Origin of the sequence: Anaerostipes sp. Marseille-Q3525 (assembly GCF_018223505.1) — a bacterium.
GTDB classification, from domain to species: domain Bacteria; phylum Bacillota; class Clostridia; order Lachnospirales; family Lachnospiraceae; genus Anaerostipes; species Anaerostipes amylophilus.
This window is the reverse complement of the sequence record NZ_JAGTTT010000003.1, coordinates 87,742-101,627: the sequence shown is the minus strand read 5'-3', so window position 1 is coordinate 101,627 and position 13,886 is coordinate 87,742. Positions and strand designations below refer to the sequence as shown.

Below are 13,886 nucleotides of genomic sequence, written 5' to 3'. Positions count from 1 at the left end.
AGAATTGATGATGGATCAGATTATAATCAAAGATTTGGAAGTTTATGCAAATCATGGTCTATATAAAGAGGAAAAGGTATTAGGACAAAAGTTTTTAGTATCTGCAGTACTTTATGTGGATACGAAGCTTGCAGGTGTCAGTGACCAGATGGAATTTTCTGTTGATTATGGAAAAGTATGCCACGTGATCAAGGATATTCTGACTGAGAATGACTTTAACTTGATCGAATGTGTGGCAGAAACTGTGGCAAAGAAACTGCTTCTTAAATTTCCATTAGTCAGAAAACTTGAGATTGAAGTAAAAAAACCATGGGCACCAATTGGATTGCCTCTTGATTATGTTTCTGTTAAGATTAAACGTGGCTGGCATAGAGCCTATATTGGTGTTGGGTCCAATATGGGAGACCGTATGGAATATATCAATCAAGCGATCGATGCGATCGAGGCACAGGATGATACGAAAGTTGTTCATGTTTCAAGCCTGATTGAGACAAAGCCATATGGAGGAGTTAAGCAGGAGGATTTTCTGAATGGATGTATTGCCATCGATACGTTAAAAGAACCAGAAGAACTGCTTGATTTTCTGATGGATGTGGAAGCACAGGCAGGAAGAGTCAGAACAATTCATTGGGGACCGAGAACACTGGACCTTGATATTTTAATGTATGATGATCTTGTGATGAATGAGAGAAAATTAACGATCCCTCACAAAGAGATGCACAAAAGACTGTTTGTTTTAGAACCATTAGAAGAGATTGCACCATATCTTATGCATCCACTGCTTGGCAAAACAGTCACACAATTAAAAGAAATGATAAAAGAGGAACAATAAACTATGAGAGATTTGACGGAAATAAGACAACAGATTGACGAGATCGATCAGAAGATGCTTTCTTTATTCAAACAACGGATGAGATGTTCTGCGGACGTAGCAGAATATAAAAGAGGGACAGGCAAAGCAATTTATGACCCTGTAAGAGAAAGACAGAAGATTGATGTTTTAACAAAAGATGAAACGGAAACGATCATTAAGAAATCCGTGGAAGAGATGTTTCTTCAGATGATGAGTATCAGTCGCAGATACCAGTATAGTCTGTTATCACAGGAAGATGCTTATATCGATGGAACATTTGAAGAAGTTGATTCTCTGGATATCAATGAAAATACAAAAGTCGTATATCAGGGAATTCCTGGTGCATATCAGGAACAGGCAATGGTACAGTATTTTGGAGAAAATGTTAAAAATTTCTCTGTACCGGAGTTTAAAGATGTTGTAAAGACATTAGATCGAGGGGAAGCTGATTATGGAGTGCTTCCAATTGAGAATACTTCAGCAGGAACTGTCAGTGGAATTTATGATATGATTCTTGATTACGATATCTGTGTGGTAGGAGAAGAATCTGTTGATGTGAGACATGTTTTTGCAGCACTTCCAGGAAGCAGTTTAGAACAGATCGAGAAAGTGTATTCACATCCGCAAGGATTGATGCAATGCAAAGGTTTCTTAGATGAACATCCAGAATGGGAGCAGGTAAAAGTTGCTAATACTGCGATTAGTGCAAAGAAAGTAGCAGATGATGGCAAGAATACAAAAGCTGCGATCTGCAGTGAACGTGCAGCTAAGATGTATGGTCTTCAGATTTTAAAAAGAGAGGTAAATGATGAAGGAAACAATACAACAAGATTCGTGATCATGTCAAAGAAGAAACAATATAGAAAAGATGCAGGAAAAGTAAGTATTAGTTTCAGCGTACCACATGAATCAGGGTCTTTGTATAATATCTTGACTCATTTTATGTTTAATAATGTCAGTATGAGTAATATTGAATCCAGGCCGCTTCCAGGAAGAAAGTGGGAGTATGGATTTTATGTTGACGTGATCGGGAATTTAAATGATCCAGCAATCCGTAATGCACTGGCAGGAATCAAAGAAGAGACAAAGGATTTTAAAATATTAGGAAATTTCTAAAAATTATGAATGTGAAAAAAAGACTGGGGAAATACAAACGAATGGAAGGTAATGTAAAATGACACAGAAAAATAGTGAAACAAAATTACAAAAATTTCACAGCGTCATGCAAAAAGTCTTAAAATATGGGATTGTCCTTGCATTGATCGCATTTATTGTATTGGTTTTAACAAATAAAAATCAGTTTTCAGAAAGAGTTGCAAAAGGTGTTCCAGAAAAGAAAATATCAAAGATTGCAATTTCAGATGGTGATAAAGTTGTACAAAAGTTTAAAGCAACATGTGATACGATGGAACGGTTGAATATTCTGGTTGACAGAAATGAACAGGTTGGAAGAGCTGGAAGTATTGATCTGAATGTAAAAGATAGTAAGGGAAGATCAATCTATCATATTACGCCGAGCCTGTTAGAGGTTGATGGATTAAAGAATATGACGGCAACAATGAGACGTACCCAAAGAGCTGAATATCGCTGGTACAGAGTTGTAGTAAACCAGAAACTGAACAAAGGTGAGAATTATACGATTGAGATCACAGCAAAAGGAATCAAGAAAGATCGTCCATTATATTTATATACATCAAAGAAAATGGGAAATATTTTTAGTTCTGTGAAAGTCAATGGACAGAAGATGGATGTACATATCCGTACAAGAGTATGGACAACACAGATTGATGTTTCAGCAATTGTTTTAACAGTTGCAATTACATTGGCACTGATCGCATTGATTCTTATTCCAATATATTTGCCGAAAAAATGGAATAAGAGATTTACATGGATATTGTTTGTTATAACACCTTGGATTTCGTTTTACATGGTTGAGAAGGTATTCTATAATCCGATCAGTGTTATGAATAAGCTGGCATTCGGGCTGAATGTATTATGGTATTATATTATTTATATGATCTTGTTGCTTATATTTAACAGAGTGAAATGGGCATTGTTGGTTGGAAATGTATTTTTCTATGCAGCAGCGATAGGTAACTATTTTGTACTTGCATTCCGTGGAACTCCAATCACACCAGCAGATATTTATGCCCTTGGAACTGCAATGGACGTAGCAGATCATTATGTATTATCCTACGATAAAGCAGCAATCGTAGCAACAGTTGTATTACTTGGAATGTGTGTGCTTGCATCCAAACTTGAAACATATCCAATCTTTCAATGGAGAAAACGATTGATTGCTGTTTTAGTTACGGTTCTTGTTACAGCAGCAAGTGCTTTTACACTGACAAGAGTTGATGCACTACAATCTAAGGGAGTTAAGGTGAATTTTTGGAATCAGAAATTAGGTTATACCAATAATGGATATATTTTAAGTTTCTTAATGAATATTCAGTATACGATCGTATCCCAGCCAGAAGGGTATAGTGCAAATAAAGTAAATAAGATTGCAGACAACTACGAAGTTACACAGGGAAGTAACAAAAACTTAAAACAAAAACCAAATGTAGTCGTGATCATGAATGAGACGTTTTCTGATCTGAATGTGGTTAATAAGATCAAGACAAATAAAGAGGTTATGCCATTTATTAACAATCTGAAAGAAAATACCATCAAAGGTCATATGTTAGTGTCTGTTTTTGGTGGAGGTACAAGTAATTCGGAATATGAATTTTTAACAGGAAACTCTGTATCAGCACTTCCATTAAATGGAAACGCTTATACACAGTTTGTAAAACATAAAGTACCAAGTCTTGCATCCCAGTTGAAACAACAGGGGTATGATACGTTGGCATTCCACCCATACAAAGCACATGGATGGAACAGAGATACTGTTTACCCATTGATTGGATTTGATCAGTTCTTAGATGAAACATGCATGAATCCAAATGGAGAAAAATTCCGAGGATGGTATTCTGATTCCGAGGATTACAATAAGATCATTGATATCTTTAATAAGAAAAAGGCAGGGCAGCCATTATTCTTATTTAATGTAACGATTCAGAACCATGGAGGATATCTGATCGCTGATAAGAACTTTAAAGAAGAGATCAAGATCAAGGATGAAAAGGCAACAGATACAGCAAATCGTTATCTGTCACTGATCCATGAATCTGACCGTGCATTTGAGAAGATCATTAATTACTTTAAGAATAAGAAAGAACCAACGATCGTTGTAATGTTCGGGGATCATCAGCCGAAACTGGAAGATTCATTCTATGAACTGTTATATGGAAAATCATTAAGCAACTTAAGTTTGAAAGAACAGCAGAAGAAGTATACAGTACCATTTATCATATGGGCTAACTATGATATTGATGCAAAAAGCGATGTAGAAAATGTCAGTGCAAACTATTTATCAAGCTTGATGCTTCAGCAGACAAACTTAAAATTGTCAAGATATAATGAATTTTTATTAGATATGAGAAAAAATGTTCCTGCATTGAATGCAAATGGGTATGTAGACAAAGATGGAGAAAATCATCATTTTTCAGAACAAAATAAATACACAAAACTGATCACACAGTATCAGTATCTGCAGTATAATAGTTTGATGGATAAGAAACATGTCAGTACAGATTTGTTTTCTGTGAAATAAGCAGGACGAGAGGAAAGAAATATGTCAGAACGAAATGGAAAAAATAAAATTCATAATATAATAAACAAAGCGATGAAAGGCGTGGTTGTATTCGCATTATTTCTTTTTATTATTTTTGTACTAAAGAATAAGGCTGAGTTTTCAGAAAAAATCGCTAAGGGTGGACCAGATAAGGAAATTTCTCAGATCGCAGTGACAGGTAATGATGAGATTGTGCAGAAGTTTAAAGCGACGTATGATAACATTCAGAGCTTCACGTTCATGATCGATCGAAATCAGAGCTATAAAAGAGCAGGAAGTATTTCTGTTAATATCAAGGACAGCAAAGGAAAATCAGTTTATCATGTCACAAAAGATTTGCTGGATGTGGATGGAATGAGAAACATTCAGCCGTCTTTAAAGACAAGCAGATATACATCCCAAAAATGGTATAGCTTGATCGTTAATAAGGATATCAAAAAGGGCGATACATATACTCTTACGATCAAAGCCAGAGGAATCAAAAAAGACCATCCATTGTATTTATATACATCAAAGGAGATGGGCAAGATATATGAGCCAGCAGTGATCAATGGAAAGTCGCAAAAAGACTTTCATATCCGAATGAGAGTATGGACAAATCGTATTGATGTAAGTGCGATCGTAATGACAGTAGCAATCGCAGTTGCACTGATGGCTATTATTCTGATTCCATTAAAACTTCCAGAAAAATGGAATAAACGATTTAGTTGGATATTATTTATTGTGAATCCATGGATCGCATTTTATATGGTTGAGAAAGTGTTTTATAATCCGATCAGCGTTATGAAGCCACTGACATTTGCTTTAAATGTGCTGTGGTATTACATTATATATGCAGTATTGCTGATGCTCTTTAACCGTATTAAATGGGCACTGATGATAGGAAATATTTTCTTCTACGGTGCAGCGATCGCAAATTATTTTGTACTTGCATTTAGAGGAAATCCAATCACACCAGCAGATATTTATGCGGTTGGAACAGCGATGGATGTTGCAGATCATTATGTACTAAGTTTTGATAAACCAGCCATTATTGCAACGATCATTTTACTTGGTTTATGTGTGATCGCATGTAAATTAGAAACTTTCAAGGCATTTACGATCAAGAAACGACTGGTTGCAATTGTTATCACGGCAATAGTGATAGTTGCAAGTTCCGTTCACATGACAAAAGTAGATGATCTTGCCAAAAATGGAATCAAAGTTAATTTATTTAACCAGAAAAATGGATATTTGAAAAATGGATATATTTTAAGCTTTATTTTAAATGTTCAGTATACTCTTGTTTCTCAGCCAGATGGATATAATCCGCAGACGGTAAATAAGATTGCAGATAACTATCAGGTAACAACAGGAAAGAATAAAACTTTAAAACAAAAACCAAATGTAGTCGTGATCATGAATGAAACATTTGCAGATTTAAATGTAGTCAATCATATTAAGACCAACAAAGAGGTTATGCCGTTTATTAACAGCTTAAAAGAAAATACGATAAAAGGGCATATGCTTGTATCTGTATTTGGAGGAGGAACAAGCAACTCAGAATATGAATTTCTGACAGGAAACTCTGTATCAACATTGCCATTAAATGGTAATGCTTATACACAGTTTATCAAACATAAAGTGCCAAGTCTTGCATCGCAGTTAAAACAGGAAGGATATGATACGATGGCATTCCATCCATATAAAGCGAATGGATGGAATAGAAATACGGTATATCCATTGCTTGGATTTGATAAATTCATTGACGAGACATCTATGAATCCAAACGGAGAAAAATTCCGTGGATGGTATTCTGATTCTGAGGATTATAATAAGATCATTGATGTGTTTAATAAAAAGGAATCAGGGAAACCACTATTCTTCTTTAATGTAACGATCCAGAATCATGGTGGTTATTATGTCAAAGATACCAAATTTAAAGAAGAGATCAAGATTCAGGATGAGAAAGCAACGGATACAGCAAACCGTTATCTGTCACTGATCCATGAGTCAGACCGTGCGTTTGAAAAGATCATCAACTATTTTAAACAACAAAAAGAACCAACGATTGTTGTAATGTTTGGAGATCATCAGCCAAAACTTCCGGATTCTTTCTATGAATTATTATATGGAAAATCTTTAAATAATTTAAGTCTTAAGGAATTACAGAAGAAATACAAGGTGCCATTTATCATATGGGCAAATTATGATATTGATGAAGCTTCTGATATGGAAAATGTCAGTGCAAACTATCTTTCCAGCATGATGCTTGAGCAGACAAACTTAAAATTATCAAGATATAATGAATATTTGTTAAATTTAAGAAAGACAATACCAGCGTTAAATGCGAATGGTTATGTGGATAAAGATGGAAAAGATCATGAATTTTCTGAAAAGAACAAATATACAAAACTGATCAATGAGTATCACTATCTGCAATATAACAGTTTGATGGATACAAAACATGTTAGTAATACATTATTTTCCGTAGGAAATGGTAAGTAATATAAAAAATCAAAAGAAAATATGTAGAAATTAAAAGCTTTAGGCACTCTGTCTTGACAGAGTGCCTAAAACGATATAGAATGAAAGTTGTTGTTGTGTAGTATTTAAGATAAGTGCGACCACACAATAAATACAAGAAAAAGTCAAATAATTGATTTTATTAGGAGGATACACATATGGTAAAAGCAGTCGTTGGAGCCAATTGGGGAGACGAAGGAAAAGGTAAGATTACAGACATGTTAGGTGAAACATCCGATATTATCGTTCGTTTCCAGGGAGGAGCAAATGCTGGTCATACGATCATCAATGATTACGGTAAGTTTGCGTTGCATACATTACCATCTGGGGTATTCTACAACCATACAACAAGTGTGATCGGTAATGGTGTGGCATTAAATATCCCTGTATTATTTAAAGAGATTGAAGGAATTGTAAGCCAGGGGGTTCCTCAGCCTAAGATCTTAGTATCAGATCGTGCGCAGATGGTAATGCCTTATCACATTTTATTCGATCAGTATGAAGAAGAACGTCTTGGAAAGAACTCATTTGGATCAACAAAATCCGGTATCGCACCATTTTATTCAGACAAATACGCAAAGATCGGATTCCAGGTAAGTGAATTATTCGATGAAGAAGAAGTGTTAAGAGAAAAAGTAAAATCAGTATGTGAGAAAAAGAATGTTATGTTAGAGCATTTATATCACAAACCACTTCTTGATCCAGATGAATTATACAATACATTAATGGAATACAAAGAGATGGTAGCACCTTATGTATGTGATACATCATTGTTCTTACACGAAGCGATTAAAGAAGGAAAGAATATCTTATTAGAAGGACAGTTAGGATCACTAAAAGACCCTGACCATGGAATCTATCCAATGGTTACATCATCTTCTACATTAGCAGGATATGGTGCGATCGGAGCAGGAATCCCTCCATATGAGATCAAGAAAGTTGTAACAGTTGTAAAAGCATACTCAAGTGCCGTAGGAGCTGGGGCTTTCGTAAGTGAGATCTTTGGAGATGAAGCAGACAAACTTCGCCGTCGTGGTGGAGATGGTGGAGAATTTGGAGCAACAACAGGACGTCCAAGAAGAATGGGATGGTTTGATGTTGTAGCTACTAAATACGGATGCCGTATGCAGGGAACAACAGATGTTGCCTTTACAGTATTAGATGTACTTGGATATTTAGACGAGATTCCAGTATGCGTAGGATATGAAATTGACGGAGAAGTAACAACAGACTTCCCAACAACAGGAAAACTTGAGAAAGCAAAACCAGTTTTAGAAGTACTTCCAGGATGGAAATCTGATATCCGTGGAATCAAGAACTACGAAGATCTTCCAGAGAACTGCCGTAAGTACATCGAGTTTGTAGAAGAGAAGATTGGATATCCGATCACATTAGTATCCAACGGACCAGAAAGACATGATATCATCAGACGTGGTTTTGAGGACTAAATTTTAAGGACAGCCAATATGAGCAGAGAGAAAGCAGATAAAGAAGAGAAGAAAGGCTTTAAGAGAGAAGCTTTAAGCTGGGTGATCTGTATTGTGGTGACCATTCTTCTCACAGAATTTATCTTGAATTTTGTAATTATCAACGCCAATATTCCAAGTGGTTCGATGGAGAATACGATCATGACGAATGACAAGCTGATTGCTCTTAGAACCTCTTACTGGTTTAAAGATCCGAAAAGGGGAGATATTATTATCTTCAAGTATCCAGAGGATGAAAGGGAATGGTATATTAAACGTGTGATCGCTCTTCCAGGAGAGACTGTGCAGGTTAAAGATGGTAAAGTCTACATTAACGGAAGCAGTAAACCACTTAGTGAACCATATATCAAAGAAGAACCAGTAGAAGATTTTGGACCATATACAGTGCCGAAGAATGGATATTTTGTTATGGGAGATAATCGGAATAATTCAAATGATGCGAGAGAATGGGATATACACTATGTTTCCAGAGACGAGATCTTAGGAAAAGCGTGGTTTCGATATTACCCATCAATCAAACGGATCAAGTAACAGATGAAGAAAGGCAGGAAATACTATCATGGATACAAAGATCATTAATGCACAGAATGCACCAGCAGCTGTTGGACCATACTGCCATGCAGTAGAAGCAGGAGATTTTGTGTTTACATCCGGACAGATAGGTTTAGATCCACAGACACAGGAGTTAAAAGAAGGTGTCGCTGAACAGACAAAACAGGTGTTAGCAAATTTAACAGCAGTATTAAAAGCATCTGATCTTACATTAGACAATGTTATCAAAACAACAGTATTCTTAGCAGATATCAATGATTTCGCAGAGATCAATGGAATTTATGAAGAAGCTTTTGGAGATAACAAACCAGCAAGATCATGTGTACAGGCAGGAGCTCTTCCAAAAGGAGCACTGATCGAGATTGAAGTTATTGCAGTAAAATAATAACAAGAAAATAAAAAGTTCCGGTAATGGATAAACAGATTCATTACCGGAACTTTTTTGGTTTTATATAAAATAAATATTTTATTTTAATAATGCTAATAAACGATCATTATCTTCTTTTTTCTGAATACAGAAACGAATAAATTCACCATCAAGTCCATGAAAACTCGCACAGTCGCGGATCATCAGACCTTCTTTGATACATCGTTCAAACATTTCAAAAGAAGTAGTTCCATCTAAAAGTTTTACAAGAATAAAGTTTGCATAAGCCTTAAAAACCTTAAGATTAGGACGTTTGGATAAAATATTCATACAGCGGGAACGCTCAGAATCAATATAATCTTTTGTCATTTTGATATAATCCTTATCCATAAACATTGCTTCTCCGGCAAGGGCAGCCAGTGTGTTGATCGTCCATGGATTTTTGATGCTGTTCATACGTTCAAGGAAAGAAAGGTTTCCACAGATTCCGTAACCAAGACGAAGTCCTGGAGCACAGAAGAATTTGGAAGTTCCGCGAAGAACCATGAAATTATCAAATTTTGTAGTGAGAGAAACCGCTGAGATCTTTTGGATATCGGGGGCAAATTCTACATAAGTTTCATCAATCATAACAAAGATATTATGTTTTTTACAATGTGCAAGGATTTTTGAAATTTCCTCCGTATTCAGAGCACTAGAGGTTGGATTATTCGGATTACATATTGCAAGAAGATCAACACTGTCATCGAGTTTTGCAAAAAGATCATCAAGATCTAATTGAAAATCAAGATCTTCTCTTAGATAATATTCTTCTACATGACCACCAACAAGATCGATCTCTCGTGTATATTCGGAATATGTAGGAGATAGAAGCAGTGCGTGTTTTGGACGTAATAGTTGCATTGTAAGACTGATCATCTCGGTTGCACCATTTCCAACAATGATATGTTCCATTGGGACATTACAGTATAGTGAAAGGGTAGAACGAAGTTCCTTGTAATCACGGTCAGGATACTCGCTGATACATTCAATATGAGATGCCATGCTTTTCTTCAATAAAGGTGAAATTCCTAGAGGATTGACATTTCCTGCAAAAGGAATGATCGTCTCTTTTTTGATTCCATAATAAGCTTCGACTTTCTCAAGATCACTTCCGTGAAATTCTTGTTTTTTTTCTGACATGGTAATTCCTCTTTTCCTTTAATATTGTGTCGAAATTTGGTATAATGAATACTAATTGAAATTATGTATTATTATACCCACAAAATCTTTTGGTTGGCAAGGAGCAGAATAAGAATATGTCAGAATCATTAGAAAAGTTTACAAGTATTGCGAAGGAAAATCATCAAAGAGCTAAAACGCTCTTTTTTTCTGAAGCATTTAAGGAAGAATTTCTGAAAGATAAACAAAAAGAAAAACAACTATATCATCAGCTGCTGTTGGGAAGAAACAGAGATCAGATCTTAGAAGAATTTTTACTAAGTACAGACCAGAAATCACCAGTATTGCTTGATGTAACAAAAACAATGTATCATGCAACAATTGCAAATTTAGATGAACCGCTGGAAATTACGATAAGGAAGGATGGATGGGGATACATTGCAGGAAGAGTTAAGACAGAAGGAAAGTTTATCACTCTTCACAAAGATACATTTCATGCTGAAGATTTTGAAGATGGACAGATGGCTATTTATGTGGATCTTAAAACAATACCACGAGATGGAGACAGAGACCATTTAATCGTGCAGACTGTCTATCAGACGATCGAGATTGAAGTGATATACAAAGAAGAAAAAAGTGAAAGAAAAAAGGAAGAAGAGTTTAGACAAAAGAAACTTTATGAATTATACATTGATTTTTGCAGTGGAAGGATCCGCTTGGAGCAGTTTGCTGAACGTGCAAGATCTGTACTTGATAAGATGCCAGATCATCCGGTAAGAAATCGGATTTATGATCTTATGAAACTTCATCTGGATATTCTTTGTGGCAAGGAAGATCTAAAAGAGCACATTCCGGAAGATGCAAAGAAGGAATCGCTTGAAATCTGTCAGGGATATGTCTGGTATCTGCAGGCATGTTACGATAAAGAAGATGATACGATAGATGAAGCCAGAGAAGAGATGAAAATTCTCTATGAAAACAGCGATGATATCAATGTTAAAGGATATTTGTTCTGGTTTCTTATGAATTTAAGTGAAGATTTGATGAAAGATTCAGCACTTCGAATGAAACAGATCAAAGAATTATATCAGGAGGGATGTCAAAACCCTCTGCTTCGTTTTGAAGGCTGCTGTATTTTAGGGGAAGATGAACAATTATTAACATGTATAGATTCTTATGAATTATGGGTACTGGAATTCGGTGCACAGGAGAAGATTTTAAATACAAGATTGATTGGAAAGTTATGCTTTCTTGTTTCAAGAAATAAGATATTTTCAGAAGAAATCTTATGGTTATTTATGTGTATATATAAAGAATATCCACAGACAGATGTGCTGCAGGCAATTTGTGCCATGATGATTCAGGGAAACTGTATGGATGAAGACTGCCATCCATACTATGAGGAAGCATTGCAGCGAGGTGTACAGCTGATTGGATTACAGGAAGCATTTTTAAGAACGATTCCCAAAGGAGAGTACCCATTACTGCCAGAAGAGATTCTTATGTATTTTACATACAGCATGAGTCTTGGGGCAGAAGAACAAAGCCGCCTGTTTGCCAATGTAGTACATAACAGACGCAACTATCATAAGATCTTTCCGAATTATGAAGAACTGATTCGTACATTTTTAAGAGAAGAACTGCAAAAAGGACAGATCAACGAAGATCTTATTTTACTGTATCGTTATTATTATGAGGAACTTCTTCAGGATGAGGTGTCCAGACAAAATCTTGGAAATGTTGTGTTTGTACAGAAGCTGATATGTGATAATGAATTTATTCAGAAAGCAGAGATCAGTCAGGAGTGGAAGAAAAATCTGGACGTCTGCTATCTGTCAGAGCCTAACCGCTATGTAGAAATCTTTGACCAGAATGCAGCATTTATTTTCTTTGACAATGAAGGAAATCGTTATATTGGATCCGTTGCTTATCAGTTAAAACCAGTTTTTACAAGAGAACAGATGGAGATGTATTGTGAGAGTGCGGATGGAAATAATCCACATTATGTTATGTATAAAGCAGCAGGATTTGGAATAAGAGAAAAGCTTAAAGAAGAAGATTTCCCAGTTGTGCTATATGCATTAAAAAGCAGAAACTTAGATGTTGATTATGAGCAGGAATTGTTTGAGAAAGTTCTTGAGTATTATAAAGCACATGAATTGCAGAAAGAATTGCAGAATGCATTGTCTTATGTCGAATGGAAGAATTTAAAAGATGAGAACAGAAGACACATGATTGGATATTTTATTGCTGCAGGACTGTATGAGGATGCACTGAAAGGAATTGGACAGTACGGATATCAATTTCTTGACAAAGATCAGTTAAAAGAGGTCTGTTTGTATGCACTTACAACATTGAGCAACAGACGGTCAGATCTTTTGGTAGAAATGTGTATGGAATCTTTTGAGTTAGGCAATGAAAATAACGAAGTGATCAAGTATCTGCAAAAATACTTCCATGGAACAAAAGAAGAGATGTTAGCTGTATTTGATGCAGGACAGAAAGTCAGTATGTATGACAGAGTATTTGTGGAGAGTGTGCTAAGAGCATGTATTGCAGATGGCGTGGATGGAACTGAATTTAAAGTATTTGAAGAATACTTAAACCAGTCAGAAACAGACAAAGGTCTGATCAATGCAATGTTGGTGGAATATGTAAATTATGCATATGATAATAAGCAAGAACTTCCAGAGAAATTTTACGAATTGATCGGAGAGAAGATTGATCATGGGAAGATGGACTGGATGTACCAGCAATTGTATCTTGATTACTACAAAGATAAGAAAGAACAATTATCTGAGCGCAGTTTAAAACGTATTGAAAAGATCAGAGACTATCAGATCATCAGGAGAGATCATATTCTGCCTGTACTATTTGAATATGTTGATGTGATCTCACTGCCAAAATATCTTTGTGCTGAAACATTTGTACAGTTTTATGCAAAGAGCAGTGCCAATGTAGTATTTCATTATATGGACAGTGACAATGGGCATTGGATTGAAGAGCCAATGAATGAGTTACTCCCTGGATATTATGTTTTGTCCCTGGCAGTCTTTTATCATGAGCTGTCAGACTGCTATGTTAGTGTATCAGGAGAGTTAAGAAGATACAGAGAAGATGTGATCATATCAGACCATATGAAATACAGCAAAGGCAGCAGATTTTATGAATTAAATGAACTTTTAATTCATCAGCAGGATGAAGATGTTCAGAAAATGATGGAACGTTATGCAGTAAAAACAATGATGACACAGATGGTAAAACCAATGACAGAGGAATAAA

The 13,886-nt window shown here is 35.6% G+C and carries 9 protein-coding genes; 8 read left to right on the top strand and 1 reads right to left on the bottom strand.

Features of this window, described 5'->3' with window-relative positions:
• Positions 1 to 10: 10 nt before the first annotated feature.
• The 7 genes from folK (at position 11) to KE503_RS02700 (ending at position 9,461) form a co-directional block, all read left to right on the top strand.
• Entirely contained in the window at positions 11 to 832 is an 822-nt protein-coding gene (gene folK, locus KE503_RS02730) for a 2-amino-4-hydroxy-6-hydroxymethyldihydropteridine diphosphokinase (RefSeq protein WP_212384419.1), read from the top strand.
• Between the two features lie 3 nt (positions 833 to 835).
• A complete protein-coding gene (locus KE503_RS02725; protein WP_117944621.1) occupies positions 836 to 1,969 on the top strand; it encodes a bifunctional chorismate mutase/prephenate dehydratase in 1,134 nt (377 codons plus the stop codon).
• Between the two features lie 58 nt (positions 1,970 to 2,027).
• Positions 2,028 to 4,511: an LTA synthase family protein gene (locus KE503_RS02720; RefSeq protein WP_212384418.1), complete on the top strand. Its 2,484-nt coding sequence runs from the start codon at positions 2,028 to 2,030 to the stop codon at positions 4,509 to 4,511.
• A 21-nt stretch (positions 4,512 to 4,532) separates the two neighbouring features.
• Positions 4,533 to 7,019, top strand: a complete 2,487-nt coding sequence (locus KE503_RS02715) for an LTA synthase family protein (protein ID WP_212384417.1) — start codon at positions 4,533 to 4,535, stop codon at positions 7,017 to 7,019.
• Between the two features lie 176 nt (positions 7,020 to 7,195).
• The gene (locus KE503_RS02710) at positions 7,196 to 8,485 is read left to right on the top strand and encodes an adenylosuccinate synthase (protein ID WP_212384416.1); all 1,290 of its coding nucleotides are present in this window, start codon (positions 7,196 to 7,198) and stop codon (positions 8,483 to 8,485) included.
• Between the two features lie 18 nt (positions 8,486 to 8,503).
• Positions 8,504 to 9,055, top strand: coding sequence for a signal peptidase I (gene lepB / locus KE503_RS02705; RefSeq protein WP_055196790.1), 552 nt, complete (start codon positions 8,504 to 8,506; stop codon positions 9,053 to 9,055).
• Positions 9,056 to 9,083: 28 nt separating this feature from the next.
• On the top strand, positions 9,084 to 9,461 hold the full coding sequence (locus KE503_RS02700; protein WP_022374841.1) for a RidA family protein: 378 nt from the start codon (positions 9,084 to 9,086) through the stop codon (positions 9,459 to 9,461).
• 81 nt (positions 9,462 to 9,542) lie between these two features.
• On the opposite strand, the gene KE503_RS02695 is transcribed toward KE503_RS02700, so the two are convergent.
• Positions 9,543 to 10,625, bottom strand: coding sequence for a pyridoxal phosphate-dependent aminotransferase (locus KE503_RS02695; RefSeq protein ID WP_055196792.1), 1,083 nt, complete (start codon positions 10,623 to 10,625; stop codon positions 9,543 to 9,545).
• A gap of 116 nt (positions 10,626 to 10,741) precedes the next feature.
• Here KE503_RS02695 and KE503_RS02690 point away from each other — a divergent pair, with 116 nt between their 5' ends.
• Positions 10,742 to 13,885, top strand: coding sequence for a DUF5717 family protein (locus KE503_RS02690; protein WP_212384415.1), 3,144 nt, complete (start codon positions 10,742 to 10,744; stop codon positions 13,883 to 13,885).
• Position 13,886: the final 1 nt, after the last annotated feature.